General features: G+C 42.6%; 23 protein-coding genes. 16 read left to right on the top strand and 7 right to left on the bottom strand.

Annotation, left to right across the window (positions count from 1 at the left end; all coding sequences use genetic code 11):
• The first annotated feature begins 3 nt into the window (after window positions 1–3).
• Entirely contained in the window at window positions 4–897 is an 894-nt protein-coding gene (gene hemC, locus IGI42_RS05990; RefSeq protein WP_438714916.1) for a hydroxymethylbilane synthase, read from the top strand.
• Between the two features lie 188 nt (window positions 898–1085).
• Here the strand turns inward: hemC and IGI42_RS05985 are convergent, their stop codons facing one another.
• Window positions 1086–1547 carry a DUF2798 domain-containing protein gene (locus IGI42_RS05985; RefSeq protein ID WP_438714915.1) on the bottom strand — a complete coding sequence of 154 codons (462 nt, stop codon included), beginning with the start codon at window positions 1545–1547 and terminating at the stop codon, window positions 1086–1088.
• Window positions 1548–1751: 204 nt separating this feature from the next.
• Between IGI42_RS05985 and dapB the strand changes: the two genes are divergently transcribed.
• Window positions 1752–2549, top strand: coding sequence for a 4-hydroxy-tetrahydrodipicolinate reductase (gene dapB / locus IGI42_RS05980; RefSeq protein ID WP_438714914.1), 798 nt, complete (start codon window positions 1752–1754; stop codon window positions 2547–2549).
• Between the two features lie 45 nt (window positions 2550–2594).
• Here the strand turns inward: dapB and IGI42_RS05975 are convergent, their stop codons facing one another.
• Window positions 2595–3260 carry a PepSY domain-containing protein gene (locus IGI42_RS05975; RefSeq protein ID WP_438714913.1) on the bottom strand — a complete coding sequence of 222 codons (666 nt, stop codon included), beginning with the start codon at window positions 3258–3260 and terminating at the stop codon, window positions 2595–2597.
• 150 nt (window positions 3261–3410) lie between these two features.
• On the opposite strand from IGI42_RS05975, the gene IGI42_RS05970 reads away from it, so the two are divergent.
• From IGI42_RS05970 to IGI42_RS05955, 4 genes are all read left to right on the top strand, one after another.
• Window positions 3411–4298, top strand: coding sequence for a DMT family transporter (locus IGI42_RS05970; RefSeq protein ID WP_438714912.1), 888 nt, complete (start codon window positions 3411–3413; stop codon window positions 4296–4298).
• A 66-nt stretch (window positions 4299–4364) separates the two neighbouring features.
• The gene (rsxC, locus tag IGI42_RS05965) at window positions 4365–5681 is read left to right on the top strand and encodes an electron transport complex subunit RsxC (RefSeq protein ID WP_438714911.1); all 1317 of its coding nucleotides are present in this window, start codon (window positions 4365–4367) and stop codon (window positions 5679–5681) included.
• Complete coding sequence (locus tag IGI42_RS05960; RefSeq protein ID WP_438714910.1) at window positions 5681–6673, top strand: RnfABCDGE type electron transport complex subunit D; 993 nt, start codon at window positions 5681–5683, stop codon at window positions 6671–6673. The genes rsxC and IGI42_RS05960 overlap by 1 nt, the downstream gene beginning before the upstream one ends.
• Window positions 6674–6800: 127 nt before the next feature.
• A complete protein-coding gene (locus tag IGI42_RS05955; RefSeq protein ID WP_438714909.1) occupies window positions 6801–7631 on the top strand; it encodes an aldo/keto reductase in 831 nt (276 codons plus the stop codon).
• 23 nt (window positions 7632–7654) lie between these two features.
• Here IGI42_RS05955 and IGI42_RS05950 read toward each other — a convergent pair whose 3' ends face one another.
• Window positions 7655–8869, bottom strand: a complete 1215-nt coding sequence (locus IGI42_RS05950) for a YdcF family protein (RefSeq protein ID WP_438714908.1) — start codon at window positions 8867–8869, stop codon at window positions 7655–7657.
• Between the two features lie 93 nt (window positions 8870–8962).
• On the opposite strand from IGI42_RS05950, the gene IGI42_RS05945 reads away from it, so the two are divergent.
• Complete coding sequence (locus IGI42_RS05945) at window positions 8963–9451, top strand: GyrI-like domain-containing protein (RefSeq protein ID WP_438714907.1); 489 nt, start codon at window positions 8963–8965, stop codon at window positions 9449–9451.
• Between the two features lie 53 nt (window positions 9452–9504).
• Here IGI42_RS05945 and IGI42_RS05940 read toward each other — a convergent pair whose 3' ends face one another.
• From IGI42_RS05940 to IGI42_RS05925, 4 genes are all read right to left on the bottom strand, one after another.
• Entirely contained in the window at window positions 9505–10797 is a 1293-nt protein-coding gene (locus IGI42_RS05940; RefSeq protein ID WP_438714906.1) for a serine hydrolase, read from the bottom strand.
• Window positions 10798–10991: 194 nt separating this feature from the next.
• Complete coding sequence (locus IGI42_RS05935) at window positions 10992–11789, bottom strand: TPM domain-containing protein (protein WP_438714905.1); 798 nt, start codon at window positions 11787–11789, stop codon at window positions 10992–10994.
• The gene (locus IGI42_RS05930) at window positions 11786–12841 is read right to left on the bottom strand and encodes a TFIIB-type zinc ribbon-containing protein (RefSeq protein WP_438714904.1); all 1056 of its coding nucleotides are present in this window, start codon (window positions 12839–12841) and stop codon (window positions 11786–11788) included. The genes IGI42_RS05935 and IGI42_RS05930 overlap by 4 nt, the downstream gene beginning before the upstream one ends.
• A gap of 12 nt (window positions 12842–12853) precedes the next feature.
• A complete protein-coding gene (locus tag IGI42_RS05925) occupies window positions 12854–14086 on the bottom strand; it encodes an SPFH domain-containing protein (protein WP_438714903.1) in 1233 nt (410 codons plus the stop codon).
• A 307-nt stretch (window positions 14087–14393) separates the two neighbouring features.
• Here IGI42_RS05925 and dnaX point away from each other — a divergent pair, with 307 nt between their 5' ends.
• The 9 genes from dnaX to IGI42_RS05880 all read left to right on the top strand — a co-directional run bounded on the left by dnaX (window position 14394) and on the right by IGI42_RS05880 (window position 20593).
• Window positions 14394–16127, top strand: a complete 1734-nt coding sequence (gene dnaX, locus IGI42_RS05920) for a DNA polymerase III subunit gamma/tau (RefSeq protein WP_438714902.1) — start codon at window positions 14394–14396, stop codon at window positions 16125–16127.
• A gap of 58 nt (window positions 16128–16185) precedes the next feature.
• Window positions 16186–16353: a hypothetical protein gene (locus IGI42_RS05915; protein WP_438714901.1), complete on the top strand. Its 168-nt coding sequence runs from the start codon at window positions 16186–16188 to the stop codon at window positions 16351–16353.
• Window positions 16354–16460: 107 nt separating this feature from the next.
• On the top strand, window positions 16461–16775 hold the full coding sequence (locus IGI42_RS05910) for a YbaB/EbfC family nucleoid-associated protein (RefSeq protein WP_438714900.1): 315 nt from the start codon (window positions 16461–16463) through the stop codon (window positions 16773–16775).
• A 28-nt stretch (window positions 16776–16803) separates the two neighbouring features.
• On the top strand, window positions 16804–17400 hold the full coding sequence (gene recR / locus IGI42_RS05905) for a recombination mediator RecR (RefSeq protein WP_438714899.1): 597 nt from the start codon (window positions 16804–16806) through the stop codon (window positions 17398–17400).
• Between the two features lie 61 nt (window positions 17401–17461).
• The gene (gene tmk, locus IGI42_RS05900) at window positions 17462–18106 is read left to right on the top strand and encodes a dTMP kinase (protein ID WP_438714898.1); all 645 of its coding nucleotides are present in this window, start codon (window positions 17462–17464) and stop codon (window positions 18104–18106) included.
• Window positions 18107–18120: 14 nt separating this feature from the next.
• Window positions 18121–18450, top strand: coding sequence for a cyclic-di-AMP receptor (locus tag IGI42_RS05895; RefSeq protein ID WP_438714897.1), 330 nt, complete (start codon window positions 18121–18123; stop codon window positions 18448–18450).
• A 1-nt stretch (window position 18451) separates the two neighbouring features.
• Entirely contained in the window at window positions 18452–19393 is a 942-nt protein-coding gene (gene holB, locus IGI42_RS05890) for a DNA polymerase III subunit delta' (RefSeq protein WP_438714896.1), read from the top strand.
• Between the two features lie 32 nt (window positions 19394–19425).
• On the top strand, window positions 19426–20250 hold the full coding sequence (locus IGI42_RS05885; RefSeq protein WP_438714895.1) for a PSP1 domain-containing protein: 825 nt from the start codon (window positions 19426–19428) through the stop codon (window positions 20248–20250).
• On the top strand, window positions 20243–20593 hold the full coding sequence (locus IGI42_RS05880; RefSeq protein WP_438717016.1) for a DNA replication initiation control protein YabA: 351 nt from the start codon (window positions 20243–20245) through the stop codon (window positions 20591–20593). Before IGI42_RS05885 ends, IGI42_RS05880 begins: the two co-directional genes overlap by 8 nt.
• The last annotated feature ends 180 nt before the right edge of the window (window positions 20594–20773 follow it).

Here is a 20773-nt window from a genome sequence, read left to right as displayed (position 1 = left end):
ATCATGAAAACCTTAAGAGTAGGCACCCGCAAAAGTCCATTAGCCATGAAACAAACCCAACTAGTGGTGGAACAATTAAACCAGCTGTATCCCATCGAGATTGAAATTGTTGGCCTTTCCACCAAAGGGGACCGAATGCCTCATGCGCCTTTAACCCAGATCGGCGGCAAAGGTGTTTTCGTCAAAGAAGTCGAATACCATTTGCAGCAAAAAACGATTGATTTTGCGGTTCACAGCTTAAAGGATTTACCCGCTCGACTGCCAGAAGATCTTGTGCTGGCCGCAACGCCTAAACGGGCGATGCCCTATGATTGCCTGATTCTAAAAGAACCAGATACGTTGTCACAAGAGCGTCCATTAGTGATCGGCACGAGCAGTATTCGCCGCAGCAAGCAAATCAGCCAGCTCTATCCTCACGCAGAAATTGTACCGATTCGCGGTAAAATAGAAACACGGTTGAAAAAGATGGTCACCCAACAAATGGATGGAACCATCCTCGCTTGCGCTGGACTGGAACGAATGAACTACTTTGCGCAGTTGCCTTCTTACCGTATATTGACCCCAGAAGAATGTGTGCCAGCAGTCGGGCAAGGAATTCTAGGCATCGAATGTCGAAAAGAAGACCATGAACTGCAGCAGCTGTTGGCTTTACTAACAGATAAAGACACGTGGCTAGCGGCTCAAGCGGAGCGCTATTTTCTGCGGCAAATGAACGGAGATTGTGAGATTCCCATCGGTGCCTATGCCAACAAAATAGTTGACGGATGGGAATTTTACGGCTTTTTGGCTGAAGACTTAGAAGCAACAGGCCGCAAGCTTCGGCTGACAGGTGGCGATCCGCTATCGTTAGCCAAACAAGCGATCCAACAGCTAATGCCAGCAAGACAATATTGTTAACATTGCTTGCAATGCGCTTAACAATTGTGAAAAATCTGTACTTTCTGACCTATAAAAAAGCCGTGAAAAACGTCGGCTTTAAGGTAAAGTAATCATTCAAGCTATTGCTGTCATTAGGCAGTGATAGCTTTTTTTGAATAAAAAAAGAACCAGGAATAAACCTGATTCTGTCATAATTTATTGAATGCTTAGCTTAACGCAGCTTTTGCATTCATTTGTACTTTTTGTAAAACCATCCGTGAAAATGGTCCAACGATCAACAGCTGTAATGGTAATGCTGCGATGAAGTTCATTCTCCAAGCAGTTAAATAGTCAGATAAAACATGGCTAGTAATACCAATTTCCATAATGACACCGAACATTGACATGAAAGTAACCATTCCTAAAACCATCAAGCTTGAAATTGCAATAATTGCTTGCCATTTCTTCTCGCGATTGATTGGTAATTTGAAGGCCAATTTTTTAGCATAAACTCCTACGACAAATACATCCAAAATGAATGCAACGACAAATCCTGGAACCAAACCAACTAATAGGGCACTAAGAGTAAAGTGTTGGTGAATCAGCAAGTTGTACGCGCTCATCCCCAATACCATTAAAAAGCACATTAATGTAGTAAAGATCATTCCTTCTTTTTTGTTTGTTGGCAAATAAATCCACTCCTTTTTCTTGATACATTGGTTACCATACCACAGATAAATTTTTGGCGTAAGCATTATTTTCAGAAAGTTTCACTTTTTATTTTATTGTTTATGGATGGGCGCTTTAAAGCGGTATAATAGCTCTTTTTTTTTGAAACATGTTCGAAAATTCATGATAAACTGCAAGTAACAAACAAAAGTGAGGCGAAGAAAATGAATGTGATCGTAATAGGACCAAAAGGCAAGATGGGACGACTGATTACTCAAATAGCAGCACAGCGAGAAGAGATGACGTTAGTCGCTGGGGTAGGACCAGCAGGTAGAGACTATATTGGTGATGACTTGGGAAAAGTTGCCGGTGTGGGGTCGGATTTGGATGTTCCTGTTGTAGATGATTTATCTAAAGTTATTGACCAATGCGATGTGCTGATTGATTTTTCCACGCGAGAAATGAGCCTAGAGGTACTGAACTTAGCTCTGCAGCACAAAAAAGCACTGGTTTGCGGCACCACCGGTTTTTCTACCGAAGAAATGGCGCAGTTCCGTCAGGCTGGTCAAACGATTCCAATGCTGTATGCAGCTAATACTTCAAAATTGGTCAACGTGATGAGTCGGTTGCTGGAAATTGCTGCGACAGCTATTGGCAACGAAACAGATATTGAAATCGTGGAAATGCACGATCGCTGGAAAAAGGATGCTCCAAGTGGAACTTCAAAGGAATTAGGTGAGGTGATCGCCCAAGCACGCGGTCAAGAGTTAACAGATATGGCTGTGTTTGGTCGTGAAGGGGAGAGTTTACGGCAAGAAAATACGATTGGTTACCATTCAATGCGAATGGGCGACTATCCTAGCAGCCACATCGTCACTTTCGGTGGTTTTGGTGAACGGTTGGAAATTAGTCACCATAGCTACAACTTCAAATGCTTTGCCAGTGGTGCCTGTGATTGCGTTGCCTATGTGGTGAAGCAACCGCCCGGGTATTATTCAGTCAAAGAAGCCCTCACTTTTTAAAACAAAAAAGCGAGTCCTTTAATGGGCTAAAGGACCCGCTTATTTTTAATTATCTTGTTCCTGTTCTAATACATCACCCATTTGGGCATCGATTTTTATTTCAGTTTCATTGTTGCCGTCTTTTAGCTTCACTTCCCAATAGGTCGTACCTGAATCTTCTTTTAATTCAAATTCTTCGATAGAACCTTGAGCGTTAGACTGGGCAACGTCAGCAATTTGATCAACACTCAAAATACCATCTACTTGCAAAGTATCGTGTTGTTCATTTTGGTCGTCGTTGTCTAAGTCCTCATCTCTCTGCCGTACAACTTCATTGGATTGAGCATTGAGACTTAACTCATATTCCTTCGAATTATCCACGCCTTCGATTTTGTAGACAGGATCACCTTGTCTACGTTCCAAAGAGATACTCGTTATATCAGTATTCGGAAAAGTTTCCTGATAACGCTGGATCGCATCCTCAGTGGACATCGACAAACCAACTAGACTAGTAGCTGATTGGGACGAGCTGGACGTACTAGACGAACCGGAAGTACTGCTGCTGTCGCTGTTCTGAGAGGTTGAACTGCTAGTGGAACTACTGCTCGTTTCGACAGTAGACACCGAACTAGTGAAACTGGTTGATGCTGAGGGTTCTGAATTATCGGGATTGGAGCAGCCTGCTAAGGCCAAAGCAGATAGTAAAAATGTGGTCAATAGAACTTTTTTCATAATGAACCTCCTAATTTTTGACTTCTCATCAATTGATAAGGCTTACAAAAAGATTCTAGCAAAATTTGCCAGCATTGTTAATTTATATGCACTCTTAAGGAAGGATAGCGTTGATGCCGAATTTCTATTATACTATTTAAGTGAAAGTGGGTGGGGGTTATTAAAAGAAAAGGGATTATGTTTGCCTCGTTGGCAGCTTCATTTTGGGCAATCTCTGGAATGCAAGGGCAATCTTTGTTCACGAACTATCAATTTCAGGCAGATTGGCTAGTATCGGTACGTTTATTTTTTTCAGGAATTATTTTATTAGCTTTAGCCAAGTTATGGAAAAAGGAGAATATTTTCGCACCTTTTAAACGAAAAAAGGATTTAGCAGCCCTGCTGATCTTTTCCGTCTTTGGCATGTTTGCGGTGCAGTTGACCTATTTTAAGACAATTGAAGCCAGCAATGCCTCGTTTGGTACAATTATTCAATACACCGGTCCTTTTTTTGTGATCTTGTATGAGTCATTTAAGCGGCGAAAAGTACCATCACCGCTGACCATTGGCTTGCTTTTTACCACAGCTTTAGGCGTGGTATTTATTGCGACTAAAGGAGAATTTACTAATTTATCGATTTCTCCTGCGGCATTGGTATGGGGAATCGGTTCGGCGGTTTCATTGGCTTTTTACTCCTTGCAGCCCAGAGGACTATTGACAACCTATGGCAGCTTTGTAACGGTTGGCTGGGGAATGCTCTTTGGCAGTGTTTTTTCGAACTTATTACAGCCGATGTGGAAAACGGAAGGGATTATTACACCTGCTTCTGTGGTGTCGATCTTTTTCGTAGTGACAATTGGAACTGCTCTGGCTTTTCTCTTATATTTGTCTAGCTTACACTACATTAGTTCCAGCCTAGCTAGTACGCTTACGGCTTTTGAACCTTTGTTAGCAACGGTCTTTTCAATCATCATTTTTCAATTGCCCTTGACTCTGTTTGAAGTGGCAGGTTTTTTATTAGTGTTGGGATCAATTTTACTTATCCAAAAGAAATTATAACGGACAGCAGCTTGTCCGTTTTTTTGTCATGGTATAATTAAGTTATAAAAAATTGGAGGAGATGGGATGGAAAAACGGGGGTTTAGGGGCGGCATTGATCTACATCAGGATCAAGCGCTGCATCTAAGAGGGATCGATGATTACAAACGTGTAGAAAGAATTTATCCAAAAAGAGTTTATATTCCCGTCCAGCAGCATATTGGCGGTGTGCCGGAAGTAATTGTAGACGTAGGTGATGAAGTCTATCTAGGTCAAACAATTGCTAAAATGGATGGTGGTTTAGGGGCCAGGGCTCATGCTAGTGTTTCAGGAAAGGTCGTAGGAATTCGGGAAATTGACCAAGGACAAGGAAAAGAAATGTTGTGCGTGGTCATCGAAAATGATTTCGAAGAACGCCTCAAAGAAGAACACCACGAGCCAATTGAAGAATTGGATCGGGAAACGATTGTTCAGCGGGTGGAAGCCGCTGGCGTAGTGGGCTTGGGTGGTGCAACATTTCCTAGTCACGTAAAATTGAATCCACGAGAAGAAATCCATACTTGTATTTTTAACGGGGCCGAGTGCGAACCGCTATTGATGGCGGATGCTGCGTTGATGGCGACGCAAGGAGAAAAGCTTTTGAAAGGTTGCAAAGTCGTCATGAAGGCAGTGGATGCTAAAGAAGGGATTATTGCAATTGAGGACGATAAACAGGAAGCTATCCAAGTGATGCGGGAATGGTGCAAGGATGAACCTGATATTTCGGTGAGAGAGGTGCCTTCGATTTATCCTCAAGGCAGCACAGAAATGCTGTTCAAAACGATTACTGATCGAGAACACCCCTATGGCGGATCGACACGGGATGTAGGGTATTTAATTATTAATGTAGCGACTACCGTGGCGGTTTATGAAGCAATTGAACCAGGAATCCCTCTAAGTCATCGGATTTGTTCAGTGGTCGGCGACGTAATGAAGCAAAAAAATGTCTATTTTCCAATGGGGACGATCATTGAAGAAGTGATTGAATTTTGCGGTGGTTTCGATGGTCGTCCGTCGAAAATTCTCACTGGCGGTTTTATGATGGGAAAAACAGTGGATACCTTGAATGCTTCTCTGACCAAATCAGCCAATGGCTTGATTGTCATCAATGAAACCCATGATGAAGATAGGAAACCTAGTTCTTGTATTAAATGTGCTCGCTGTGTGGGGGTATGCCCAATTGGCTTGTTGCCTCTTCAATTGGAAAAGAACTATTTAAAAGAAAATTGGGCACGAATGGAAAAACTACATGTGGAAAGCTGTATTAATTGCGGCTGCTGTACCTACATTTGCCCAGCTAGACGTCATTTGGCAGAACACATTGTTGCTGGTCAGAAAGTGATAAAAGAGAGGAAGGCGAACTAATGGAGCAGAATCGTTCGTTTCAAGATTTTCGTAGTGAGCGCTATCCCATGATGGAAGCTTCGCCTCATTTGCTGTTCTGGGAGAAGACGGATCGTATCATGAAGCTCGTGGTGTTAGCTTTGTTACCGAGTGTACTTGCTTCGATCGTCTTTTTTGGTTGGCGTTCCTTATTGTTGTATGTCATTTCGATCGTGACGTGTGTGACCTGTGAAATCCTCTGGTGTAAAATTCGCCAACACGCTGTACCTAAAGATTTTTCAGCAGTAGTAACTGGGGTACTTTTAGCCATGAGTATACCAGCCAGTGTGCCGCTATGGTACCCAGCAGTTGGTGGGGCGATCGGGATTGTTTTAGCCAAGGAGCTGTTCGGCGGAATCGGACGGAATTTGCTAAATCCGGCTTTAACAGGACGAGCGGTTTTACGATTAGTCTTTGCCCAAGAAATGTCCGCCAATGTTCAGCCACAGCCCTTCTTTTCACCCAATGGACTCGATGTCGTTTCTTCTGCCACGCCGTTGATGACAGCCAATGCTGGGGAAAGCTTGTCCAGCAGCCAGATGATTGATAGTCTGACAGGACTAATTGCCGGTAAGAATGCGGAAACGACAGCAATTTTATTACTATTAGGTGGTTTGTTTTTACTTTATAAACGAGTGATAAGCTGGCATATCCCTTTATGTATGATCGCAACAGTAGCACTAGTAGCGTTTATTGCCAGTCAAGGGGATTTGACGATCGTCTTTGCTCATGTCTTCGGTGGGGCTACGATGCTAGGCGCCTTTTTTATGGCGACTGATTACAGTACTTCGCCAACTACACCAAGAGGTGAAATTATTTATGGTGTATGCTGCGGATTATTACTGATGGCTTGGCGTTTGTTTACATCGATGCCAGAAGGGATGACCTTCATTTTATTAATTATGAATTGCTTTGTGCCTTTGATTGATTACTTAATTATTCCAAAAGTCTATGGTGAGAAAACGAGAAACTAATATTTTTGCAGCGGTTTAGTTAGCTACTAAATTGCTGCAATTTTTTTGTAAGTTCAAATACCTATTACTCGCTTTTTTAGCAAAAAAACGGGTATGATAAGAAGAGAAGGATTGAGGGAGGAAGAAAATGGAAACGTATCAGTTAAGAGATGGATTAATTGTTCCAAAGGTTGGTTTTGGTACTTACAAGTTAAATGGATTAGCAGGGGTAAACACGATGGTGCAAGCCTTGTCTAATGGCTACCGTTTACTAGACTCAGCCTTTAACTATGAAAATGAAGGAGCTGTAGGAGAAGCAGTTCGCCGTTCCGAGGTTCCTCGTTCAGAAATTATCGTGACCTCGAAGCTTCCAGGGCGTCATCATGCCTACGATGAAGCGATTGTGACAATTCAAGAGTCCTTGTTGCGGGCTGGTCTAGATTATTACGATTTGTACTTGATTCATTGGCCGAATCCGATAGAAGATCGCTACGTGGAAGCTTGGCAGGCACTGATCGATGCGCAGCGATTTGGGTTAGTTCGCTCAATTGGTGTTTCTAACTTTTTACCAGAACACTTAGAACGTCTAGAGCAAGAAACCGGTGTATTGCCTGTGATTAACCAAGTGGAATTGCACCCTTTCTTTAACCAAGAAGAACAACGTGCTTACAATGCGCAACGAGGGATTTTAACCCAAGACTGGAGTCCTTTAGGTCGGGCCAGCGAAATTTTGAATAATGAAGTATTGTCAGAGATTGCCCATAAGTATAACCGCAATGTAGGTCAAATTATTTTACGCTGGGAAATTCAATTAGACACAATGCCAATTCCTAAAGCCTCCAGCACCATGCGACAATTAGGCAACTTAGATATTTTTGACTTTTCACTGACTGACGAAGAAATGACAACCATCAATCATTTGTCAAAACCAGAAGGTCGCCTAAAGAACCAAAATCCGGCAGAATATCAAGAATTCTAAAAAAGCCCTCGCAAGGAGGACTTTTAGCTAGCATACCAATCGACAAATAACTGAAGCAAGGAAAAAGCAAGACTGGCAAGAACAATTAGAATACTCATGATGATGTGGATTCGTTTCTTGATAACTAGTATGGCAACAAATTCCCGTAAAAAAGCGTTAGGTAAATAATACTTGGCGGTTTTCGCACCGATTCCATCTGCCTTCAAGCCAACCTGCTTGGCATACATGGCGGCTCGGAAGATATGGTAGTTGTTGGAGGTGAAGATCGCTCGGTAGCCATCCGGTTTTTCCCGCATCATAATGTCTTTACTAAAGCGCATGTTTTCCAAGGTTGTAGTAGAATGGGTTTCGATCAGAATTTCTTTTTCGGGAATGCCCTGATCCAGCGCATAGTTTTTCATAGCGACCGATTCAGGTACTTTCTCATCAGACCCTTGACCACCAGACATTAACAACTGCGGCGGCGACAAGGTTTTACGGCTTTGCATGTGGTAAAAGGCAATCGCTCGATCAATCCGTCTGGCTAACAACGGAGAAACACGTTCGCCATTGATAAGACCGGCGCCTAAGACAATTACGTAATCTTGATCTGGCTTCGGATCATTCAGTTGGTAAATCAAGGAGATCGATAAGAAGTTCCAAAACACCAGAAACAAATAAAGCAGGATCAGTGTAGGAATAAACAGTAACGGTCTGGACCAGTCGGGTACTAGGTCAAGGCCTACTCTTCGGATGACCGTAGCACCGATGACACCCATGGCTAAGATTAAGGTTAGTAAATTAGCCAGCGAATGCGATTCCCGCTTAAAAACCAAGTAGCTGTTCCAAAGCAGAAAAATAACCAACGCATAAATACCAAAGGCAAGCACCAGAAGGCCCAAAATACCCAGAACAACTAAAATACCAATGGTAATCAAGGAAATCGATGTATAAGATAAGACCCCTAGATAGACAAACAAGCTGACTAAGAACAGATTAAACAACCAGCCGTTACGCAACCGTGCTTTGTCTCTGAAATAAAAAAAATGAAACAAAAAGTAAAAGCCAAGAGGAATAACTAGATAAATGGTCTGCGCTTGAATTTCGATAATTAAACAATACAAAGACAAAAGACCACCGGTTAAAAATAGATTTTTACGAAGTCGTTCCTCCTGATCAGCTTTACTTATCCAAACGTTCAATAAAATGATACTTACTAAATAGACAATAAGTGCACTAACATCTCTGGCTATGAACATCCCACCACCTCTTTCATAGTCAGTATATCAAATTATGGTAGAAAAATTGCCAAAGAAGCATAGAAAGCCAAGAACAAATTAGGAGGAATATTTATGGATATTAAAGGAATCAATCGAATCCATTCACCAAATTTTTGCGTTATTGGGAAAGAAGGGCGCGGGCTTGCAGAAGAATCAAGTTCTTGGGTCCCCTTATTATGGGATCAAATGAACCAGCATTTTGAAGAAGTTGCCGGACTTATCAACGCAACTGATATGGATCAACTGCATTTATGGGGACTAATGAGTGATGGTGAAAACTGGTTAGAGCCGTGGCAAAAGGAAGGACGCTATTTAGCAGGGGTTCAAGTGCCAATTGATGCTGTACCCCCGATTGATTGGATTCGTTGGGAGATTCCAGCGATGACCTATTTAACGATCAAAGCGGACGCTGAACGCATTGATGAAGCTACTCAATTGATGCTGGGGCAGGTCTTTCCATTAGAAAAAGTCGAATTAGCAGGTGCTGTTCAGGAACATTATTTACCAAGTTTTTCCGAAGGTGAAGTTGAACTGTATTTTCCAATTCGAACGATTCAGTAAATAAGTAAGGACCGAGTAGATCAATTATTTTGATCTACTCGGTCCTTTTACACTTATTGAAACAATCCTAGAAATTTCCGCCAAGTAATTAAAAAAATATTAGCTTTCTCCACTGCTTGACTAGTGACTACATTGGCACTAGGCGCTTCGTTAGGATCTAGGTAGCCTAGATCGTCTTGGTTTAATCGTACAGAAGTCGTTCCAAGTTTTTCCCCTTTACGAACCGGGGCAATTAACTCGCCATTACTTAGCAACGTTTGATCTAGCTGTGTTTCCACTGTTACTTGGTTTATGTCCATGTCTTGGCGAACCCAGACCGGCACTTCACCGTTATTTTCCAAGCTGACTTGTTCTTCCTTCCCATCAACAACAGGCAATTCTGTAGTATCAGATAGGGGATAGTTTGCGAAATCAATTGTTTGTTGATGCCAGTTGTCAAAACAATAATCCATTAATCTGCTGGTTTCTGTAAAACGTGCACCAGCATCAGTTTCTTGGTTCGTCGCATTCAACACCACAGTAATGATTCGTCGACCGTCTCGTTCGATGGTTCCCGCAAAACAGGCGCCAGCTTTTTCAGTTGTTCCCGTCTTTAAGCCATCAACCCCTTCTTTGGTGTAAGGCATATCAGGAAGCATCAGATTAGAGTTTCTCATTTCTACTGGCGATTCAGAAGCTGCATCAAACTGTGCAGCTGGAACTTTCGATGTCTCTAAATATTCAGGAAAATCAGTAATTAGGTGACGGGCAATAATTGCCACGCTGCGGGCAGACATCATATTTTCGTCGTCTTCGCCAGAACCTGGATAACGTATATCTCCTAAGAAGTAATTATTTAATCCGGATGCATTTACAATCGTTGCATCTGTGATTCCCCAGTTAGCAACTAATTGGCGCATTTGATCCACAAAAGCATGTTCACTGCCAGCTAGAAATTCAGCCAAAGCCGTGGCTGCGGCATTTCCAGATTCGATAATCAAGGCATCGTATAATTCTTTGACAGAATACGTGCGATCCTGGCTTAACGGAACATTGGACAATTCTGGGTCTACACTATTTTGGGCTGCGAACTCAGAAATGGGTACTTGGGCTTCCCAAGTGGTTCGTTGCTGCCTCACCGCATCTAAGACCAAGTAAGCGGTCATCATTTTGGTGACAGAAGCTATTTCTAGCGGGGTGTCACCGTTTTGATTGTAGAAGATTTTTCCAGAATTGGCATCTATCGCAAAAGCTGCCTCAGCGTTAATCGAAAAATCATCGGCCGCCTGAGCGGGAATAGCTGTAAATATCTGTAGAAAAAAAGCTAAAACTATCAAAATTAAGGGGACTTTTCTTTTATTACGCATCAACATTCTCCTTTTTTCCTCTTAATCTTAAAATTCTAGCAAAGTATTCCACTTTATTCAAGGGTTCACAGACACTATAAAGGAAAATCTTTATTTTAGATTGTATAAAATGCCAGACAATGCATAAATAATAGGAACCAAGTTATACAACCTGATTCCTATCATTTATTTTTTTGAAATTAAAATGAAATGACTTAAAAGCTGCGACCACCGCCGCCAAAGGTTCCGCCACCGCTGGAATTGGTGGTACTGCCGCCACCACCCATACCGCCGCCGTTGTTAGAAGGTTTAGGAATTCGGCGGGTAGTGACAAAGGAATTCACTAGTTGGTCTTGACGTTCGTCCAATTCCAAATGGGATTGCTCACGATAAGGATAACGATAGGTACCAAGCTTCAACTGGTACCGCATCCTAGTAACAACGAAGAAAGCAATCCCGACAATCCCGGCAATTCCAAGCGCAATCGCTGCTTCTAAACCAGTAATTGCCCGATAGACGGTTACCTCACCGGTTTCGCCGTCCATGCGAAAATGCCCGCCTGGGACACCGGCATCGACAAATTCAGCAGCCTGCGTAAAGTAACCCGAGGCTGCTTGATAATAATCGCCCTCCTGCATAGCTGCTTCAACGGAATCCAAAATATTATCTCGCCGACGGTCGGTAATAAAATCAATCATGTTACCTGAATAGGTCAGATACAACTCCCGTTGCCCCATATCCAACAACAACAAAGCACCATTGCCGTCTTCTCCAACGCGGGCTTTTAATTGCTGATTAGCAAAAAGCTGCGGGTCCTCAGTGTTGGAATTGGTGGTTAATACAAAGGTTTCACCCTTAATTTTTTCATTCAAGGTATCGGCTAAACTTGCCAGTTCTGCCTGTTGATCAGAGGTAAAAAGTCCGGCTTCATCCACCACACTATCACTGGCTGCCAAAGCATTTATTGGCAGTAAAAACAATAAGAGGCCCAAAAACCAAAGCACTTTTCTCATAGGAAATACCCTCCTATCAATAAGAGAGCCGCAACAACAGCAAAGATACCAAATGAAACTAATCCCAATCGTTTATTACTAATTGGCAAAATGCCGCTGACCTTTCCCGTCCGACCATTCATGGCATAGTAGTAAACGTTACCGCCAGCATCATGGTAGGTGACTAGCCAGACTGGCAGCAGCATATAATGATTGCTTTGCCGATTAATCGTCGCCGTACTGCTGGTTTTATTAAACGTCGTATAACCAGAAACCGTGTCTCTTAAGAGATCATCAGTGTAGCCTTGCAGCTCATGATTCAAATCAGCGGCAATGTCCTTGATTTCAATGTCACGTTTTTCGGCCTGAAAGCCAGACAGATACTCGGTATGGAAATCCACCGCCTGATCAATGGGAAAAGGCTGGACGGCTTCCACCATTTTTTGCTGAATATTTTTAGTTAGGGCATTTTTCACAAGGTTGCTGATGGTGGCTTTTCCTTTGCGATAGACTTGGTAAACCTTGGTTTCGGTGTACTCAATGTCGCCCACAATCCATACCCGTAAGGAGGTCCCTTTGCCGCTGATTTCGCCGCGAGTTTGAGCATCCACTACCCAATAAGGGAAATAGACACCTGTTAGCTTTTCAATTTGCGATTGATCAAAAAAATCTTTCGGGATAAACCGTTTTTTTCTCGTCCAGGCCAAAAATTGCTCTTCGGCTTTTTTGCGATCGATTTGGAAAGGCAAGACTTTATTAGGCAAAAATTCTCCTGATAAGCGCCCTGCTAAAATCACCGGATTATGACAGAAGTAACAATAGGTTGCAGCAGTCGTAGCATCGGTCACGATTTCAGCACCACAGCTAGGACAGTTAAACAAATCCATCGCATCGGTTTTGGCTTTTTCTTCTGCTGAAATAGCGGATTCAGCCGGATGCTTGGCTTCGAATTCCTCGATGTCTTCTGTCGTAAAAATACTTAAACAGTAATCACAATGAAACTTTTGATCGTTGGGATCAAAGGTTAGTGGTCCGCCACAGTTAGGACAATGGTGGGTTAATACATCAGCCATATAATGTCCTCCTTAATCCAGCGGAATTCCTTTAAATGGCTTGCCGCAGTGGGGACAGAATTTGGGTACGCCATTACTTAGATCCACGACTTCACCACACTCGCTGCATTTCATTTGAATTTTCGGTCCGTTGGAAGCTGCTTGGGGTGCCGGCTTAGGTTCACCACAGTTGCTGCAGAAATTCCCTGTGTTTTCAGTTCCGCATTTTGGACAGGTCCAGGTAGCACTTTGCCCCTGTTTTTGCTGTGCTTGTTGCTGATTATTGGTTTCAGAAGCTTGCGATAGGTAAGAACCACCAGTATTCATGCCCATACCCATACCGAAAAAGGCATTGCCTGCACCGGAATCATTACTGCCGGCGGCTTCCATTCCACGAGCAACAGATCCTTGTACATACCCTTCACGAATGCCGGGGTCACCCAGCATCGCACCTTTATTGCGCATGTTGATTAATTCAGTGGAGTCATCGGTGTAGGAAATGCTGGCTACTGCGACTGCCACAATTTCCATTCCCCGTAATTCCCGCCAGCTGTCATCTAAAATATCAGACATGTACTTGCTAAGCTCCATGCTTTTCGAAGGAACATAAGAAATCCGTTCTCCATTGGCAGACAGCTGATTGATGGTTGCTTGCAGGGCAGTCAAGAATTCCTGCAAGTATTGTTCATTAATATCCGAAATATCCACCTGCTCTAAATTACGAGGTACCGCATTGGCAAAGAACAAAATCGGATCAGTGATCTTAATTGAGTAAGTCCCGTGTGCCCGCAGGAACAGCTCCGCATTGTAAAAATTATCAAAATAGTTCAAAGGCGTCGGGGTACCAAATTTAATCCCTTTGATTTCTTGTAGATTAATATAGTAGACTTGTTGCTTTTGCGGAGTTACACCGCCGTATTTAAACCGGTCGAAGGTCTCAGCAATCGCATCTTTCAAAGATCCGCGAAACATGGAAGGCGCCGAGTCATTTTTGACTGTATAATAACCTTCTTCGGCCGTAAAATCGATCACTTTGCCGCCATCAACTAACAGCATCATCATATTCGGATAGACGTGAACCACTGATCCATCAGTAATCACATCTTTGGTGCCCTTCTTATTGGAGCCGCGGCGATCCTCTTTACGAACGGCCACTCCTTTAGTCATAACCGTCGTTTGCCCCATATCGGCAGGTTCAATGACTTCTAGCCACTGATCCGCTAAACCGCCGCCGACAGTGCTTGTTGCTGCTTTAATTAGTCCCATAAAATAGCCTCCTTGAAATCTCTTTTTTCCATTATAGCATAGGCAACAGAAGGCGCAGAAATAAAGGTTTCAGCATGTTTAAGACTGAGTAAACAATCGGGATTGCGGTAGTATTTTCAGGGGAAATCACGTATAATAGAGAGCGGTGATTTTAAAAGTAAAGAAAGCATAAGCTTGTCGCAATTAGCAAGCTTATTGAACCAATAATAACGGTGTCCAGCTTCCCAAATTCGCTTTGGCAGCACTAAACCAAGCGAGTTTGCGCGGCCTTTCTTAGTAAGGCTTTAAAAAAGAAAAGAGGGTGACTATGGCATATCAAGCATTATATCGTGTCTGGCGTTCGCAGCGCTTTGATGATGTGGTGGGACAAGAAGCAATAACCAAGACGCTGAAGAATGCGATCAAACAAAAAAAGACTTCCCATGCCTATTTGTTTACCGGCCCTCGCGGAACCGGTAAAACCAGTGCTGCCAAAATCTTTGCCAAAGCCATTAACTGTCCCAATAGTGTTGACGGTGAGCCGTGCAATGAGTGCGAAATGTGCCGCTCAATCACTGAAGGAAGACAAGAAGATGTCATTGAAATTGATGCGGCCAGCAACAACGGGGTGGAAGAAATTCGCTTTATTCGTGACCGAGCGAACTACGCACCAACGACAGCCGAATACAAAGTATATATTATTGATGAAGTTCATATGCTTTCCACCGGCGCTTTCAATGCCTTATTGAAGACCTTAGAAGAACCTAAGGAACATGTGATTTTCATTTTAGCAACCACCGAACCCCACAAGATTCCAGCAACGATTATCTCAAGAACCCAGCGCTTTGATTTTAAACGTATTGGGGTCCAAGCGATTGTTGGCCGGATGCAGCACATTTTAGAAGCTAGCAATTTAACCTATGAAGACCAAGCGTTGCAGGTGATTGCCCGAGCAGCAGAAGGTGGGATGCGAGATGCGTTAAGTATTTTGGATCAGGCGATTTCCTTTAGTGAGGAGACGATTACTTTAGCGGATGCCTTAGCTGTCACTGGAAGCCTAACCACGGAAATGATGGATGCTTTTATCACAGCCTGTCTGAAACAAAATGTCAGTGCAGCCTTAGAGGTGCTGGAAAAGATTTTGGCAGAAGGCAAGGAAGCCCGTCGTTTAACAGAAGACTTGTTGCTGTATTGTCGCGATTTGTTAATGTATCAGCAAGCACCGCAGCTGTTAAACGATCGTGCCAACTTAACCGATACCTTCAAGGAATTGGCAGAAAAGACCCCAGCCGATCGTTTTTACTGGATGATTAAGTTATTAAGTGAAACGCAAAATGAGATTCGCTTTACCAATCATGCCAATGTCTATTTAGAAGTAGCCACAGTAAAACTAGCAGCCCCGCAAAGCACCAGTCAAGTACCAGCAACTGGTGTAATAACCGGCGAAGCGGCACCTGTGAATAACGATGAAATGATTGAGCTAAAGCGGCAAATTGTTCAATTGCAGACTGAAGTCAAACAGCTGAAGGAACGTCCAGTAGGAGCAGCTAAAGCAGAAGAAAACAAGCCAAGGGCACCAAAAAAGGCTGCCAGCACCTATCGGGTACCAACAGAACGCGTTTACCAAGTGCTCTCAGAAGCTACCAAAGAGCATCTACTGAACGTGCGCAGTGTCTGGGAAGATCTACTGATGGCTTTGCCAGTTACCCAACGGGCGCTGCTTAAAGCCAGTGAGCCGGTTGCAGCTGGACCAGGTATGCTGTTGATTGCCTTTGATTACGAGATAGTATGTCAAAGAGCCGATGGCAGTGAGGAATTGCGTACCAACATGCTTAACTCATTAGGTATGATGATCAAAGATTACGCTCCTGATTTTGTTTTCATTACACGAGAAAGTTGGCCACGTCTGCGCCAATCCTATGTCAGTCAGCACAAAGATGCAAAACCAGAAGTTAGCGACACTGATGACAGCGGTGAAATCGAACTAATTCCTGAAGAAAATCAAGTGGTGGAACAAGCTAAGAGTCTTTTTGGTGATTTGGTGAAAATACAGCAAGACTGACTGTTCCTCTTTTCGCAGTTAAAGCAACAACCAATTATTGATAGGAGTAATGATGCGCATGATGCCAACTATAAAGCTGCTAGTCTTTCCAGTTGCAGTTATGATGATTACTCTAATCAACTGGCGAGTTAAGAAAGATAAAAAAGCAAAGCAACAACTGTTGATGGGAATAACCATTGCTGTATTTTTGATTATTTACAACCTAGTCTGGAATTTCGCTGGCTAGGAATAAAAAAGCGAATAACTAAATATCGTCTATGCTTTATGTTAAGCTAGATATGAGCAATACGACTTGAAAAAATTAATCAATAAGAAATTGGAGTGACTAATAGTATGATGCGCGGAATGGGCAATATGCAAGGTATGATGAAACAAATGCAAAAAATGCAAAAAGAAATGGTAAAAGCACAAGAAGAATTAAATGCCAAAGAATTTTTCGGCAGTGCTACAAATGATTTAGTAAAAGTGATGTTTACTGGTGACAAAAAGATGAAAACAATCGAAGTTAATCCTGAATTGATCGATCCAGAAGATCCAGAAATGCTGCAAGACATGATTGTTTTAGCGGTCAATGATGCACTAACAAAAATAACTCAAGAAACCGAACAAACAATGGGTAAGTATACTAAAGGATTACCAGGTCTATAATTGCTTTTCGGTTGAAAGGATGAAGGCCATGCAATACCCAGAACCAATTGCAAAATTAATTGACAGCTACATGAAGTTACCGGGGATTGGTCAAAAAACAGCCACCCGTTTAGCTTTCTTTACAATTGATATGAAGGACGAAACCGTCAATGATTTTGCCCGCTCGTTGATTAGTGTCAAGCGGGATCTGCATTTTTGCAGTGTTTGCGGCAACATCACTGAAGAAGATCCTTGTGAAATTTGTCGGGACACTACTAGAGACCGCAGTACCATCTTAGTAGTGGAAGAACCAAAAGATGTAATGGCCCTAGAGAAAGTACGAGAATATCACGGTTTATATCATGTGCTTCATGGTGTATTATCACCTATGGAAGGCACCGGGCCTGAGGATATCAATATTGCACCATTGATTAAACGTCTGCACAACGACGAAGTAAACGAAGTGATTATCGCAACAAATGCTACCACTGAAGGGGAAGCAACAGCGATGTATTTGTCTCGTTTGATTAAACCAGCTGGGATTAAAGTCACTCGTTTGGCTCATGGTCTATCTGTCGGCAGTGACATCGAATACGCAGATGAAGTTACTTTATTAAAAGCAGTAGAAGGACGTCGTGAACTATAGGTTTTTCTTTCACGACGTTTTTGTGTACAATGAGAATAGAACTAATGGAGGCAAATGAAGAGTGAACGGCTTATTTATTACTATTGAAGGACCAGACGGCGCCGGCAAGACCAGCGTCATTGAGGAATTATTTCCTCTCTTGCAGCAAGTAGCAACCAAAAACATTGTGAAAACTAGAGAACCTGGTGGTATTCCAATCGCAGAAAAAATTCGTCAGGTCATTTTGGACCCTAAAAATGATCGGATGGACGATCGGACGGAAGCGCTGTTGTATGCAGCGGCCCGAAGACAGCATTTGATTGAAAAGATTTGGCCAGCTTTAGAAGATGGAAAAATTGTTTTATGTGACCGGTTTGTCGACAGTTCATTAGCCTATCAAGGAGCAGGTCGCGGTATTGGCATGAAAGAAGTTGCTCAGATTAATGAGTTTGCCATTGAAGGGACAACACCAGATGTCACACTTTATTTAGACGTTGATTCGGATACTGGCTTGCAGCGAATTATGCGTACCCGTACGAACCAGATCGACCGCTTAGATGCTGAAGGGTTGCAATTCCATCAACGCGTTCGCCATGCTTACCTAAAGCTTGCCGAAGAACACTCAGAACGAATCATTAAGATCGATGCGCGAAAACGTCTCGAATTAGTCGTAGAAGATTGTTTTTACGAATTAGTCTCCCGTTATCCCCAGTATTTTCAAAAATAGAAGAGGTGTAGAAAATGAAATTAATTATGGCCATTGTTCAAGATAAAGATTCGAATCGCTTAGCCAATGAATTTATCGATGCCAACATTCGTGCTACAAAGCTGTCATCTACAGGCGGCTTCCTAAAGGCAGGAAATAGTACCTTCATTATTGGGATTGAAGATGAACGAGTAGAAGAAGCCCTAGCATTAATCAAAGAAACCTGCCAATCACGTACACAATATGTGACTACTTCAGTAACGTTGGATATTTCGCTAGATGGACAAGTACCTTATCCAGTAGAAGTCGAAGTAGGCGGAGCCACCGTGTTTGTTATGCCGGTAGAAGGGTTCCACCAATATTAAGATGACCGTAGCAGAAAATCTCCAGCAACTTCAACCAGTTGTGTTTCGTCAACTGCAGAACAGCTTTAAGCATGGTCGTTTAGCCCATGCTTATCTTTTTGAAGGTGATCAAGGAACCGGCAAAGCAGACATGGCTATTTGGTTCACGCAACATCTGTTTTGCCAAGCGTTAACTGACGAAATGCCCTGTGAAGTATGCAATAATTGTGTGCGAATTAGCAACCATGAACACCCCGATGTAATCGAAGTAGCTCCTGATGGTCAAACCATTAAAGTTGAACAAATTCGACAATTACAAGTTGAATTAGGCAAAAGCGGATATGAATCAGCGAAGAAGGTTGTGTTGATCCAAGAGGCAGAGAAGATGAATACCAATTCTGCCAACAGCCTGTTAAAATTTCTGGAAGAGCCGCCGACGAATTTTATGATCATTTTACAAACGCAGGCTGTCGGAAAAATCCTTCCAACCATTCGTTCACGGTGCCAAATTATTCATTTTCAAGCATTATCTATGGAAAAGTTAATTCAACGTTTAGAAAATGAAGCACAAATCCCTCTCAAATCAGCGAAACTCTTAGTGAATTTAACAAATAGTTATACAAAAGCAGTTGAAATATCAAAGGATGAATGGTTTAATGAATCTAGGGACACTGTTATTCAATGGTATAGTTACCTAGAAAAACGGGACCCACAGGCCTTTATTTATGTACAAAAAAAACTAGTGAAAATCTTCAAGGACAAGATGCAGCAGCGAACAGCCTTTGAAATGCTGGCATTTTATGTAAAAGAAAAACGCAACCAAATGCTTCAGCAGAATCACCAGGCGGTCGCTTTCTACAACCATCTGTTAGAAGAGATTTTACTAGCCAATCAAAAACTAGAGGCCAATGTATCCTTTCAAAATATTGCCGAACAAATAACGTTGCACGTCGTTTTTGCTTAATGTTATTTTTTTAAAAGAGAGTAGGGAGACCAATGGTTGAAGTTGTCGGTGTCCGTTTTCGCGAAGCGGGGCATATTTATTACTATGCACCAGGCAAAAACGAGTACTATTACAATGACAAAGTATTAGTTGAATCACAACAAGCACATCAGATCGCTACCGTAGCTGTCCCTAAGCTGGACATGGACCAAAGTGATCTATCCGATGATTTAAAAACAATTTTGCATAAAGCGTCAGAAAAAGAACTAAAAAAAGCAATGGAGAATGAGCAAGACGCCCAAGCTGCCTTTAAAGTAGCGAAGGAAAAGATCCGTGCCCATGAGCTTGAAATGAAATTAATCCAAGTGGAATACACCTTTGACCGCAGCAAAATGATCTTCTATTTTACAGCGGATGGACGGGTGGATTTCCGTGAATTAGTCAAAGACCTAGCTTCGGTATTCCGAACACGAATCGAATTGCGTCAAATCGGTGTGCGGGATGAAGCCAAAATTTTAGGCGGTATCGGACCTTGTGGACGACCGTTGTGTTGCTCCACCTTCTTAGGAGATTTCATCCCCGTTTCCATTAAGATGGCGAAAGATCAAGGGTTATCCTTGAATCCAACGAAAATCTCAGGACTATGCGGCCGCTTAATGTGTTGTTTGAAGTACGAAAACAGTGAATATGAAGCAGCAAAACGTGAATTACCAGATTATGGCAAAGAAGTTGTAACGCCAGATGGAAAAGGTCGAGTGATCGGCTTGAATCTGTTAAGCCGGGTGATAAAAGTCCGCTTACCTGGTCGAGAAACAGCCGTTGAGTATGACTACAGTGAATTGCAGGCAGCCAAAGCAGGTGATCGCAATGATGGATAGACGTTCCCTGTATGATGGCTTAAATCATTTAGAGCAAGAAATGCAGCATAGCGTAACCGAGCTAGCTGAAATGAAAGAAGCGTTGCTAGAATTAATCGAGAAAAATGCGACGTTGGAGATGGAAAATGAGCGATTGCGGGAACGCGTTCGTGAGATGAACCAAAAGATGTCTCCTGTGGCAGATGAGCGCCAAGAGCTTTCTCTTTCTCGCATGAATTTGGAAAAAATTTATGAGGATGGTTTTCATGTTTGCAACCTGTTGTACGGTTCCAGACGTGAATATGATGAGCCTTGTGCCTTTTGTCTTGACGTTATTTACCGCGAAAGTAAACAAAGCAAGTAAAACCGGGACTGGGACGTTCCGGTTTTTTTATTAAAGGTAAATAAAGAATCGTCATTCACCGTTAGAAAACTGTCTAAATAATAGTAACGATATCTGGCTTTGCAAACTAGTTTTGTCGACATGAAGCGAAAATTGGCAGATTTGTAAGAAGCCGAGTATCCTAACTTTCGCCTAAATGCT

The sequence above is a fragment of the Enterococcus sp. AZ109 genome (assembly GCF_051714625.1).
Classification (GTDB): domain Bacteria; phylum Bacillota; class Bacilli; order Lactobacillales; family Enterococcaceae; genus Enterococcus_A.
Note: the sequence above shows the minus strand (reverse complement) of the source record. Positions and strands in the feature narration are given on the sequence as shown.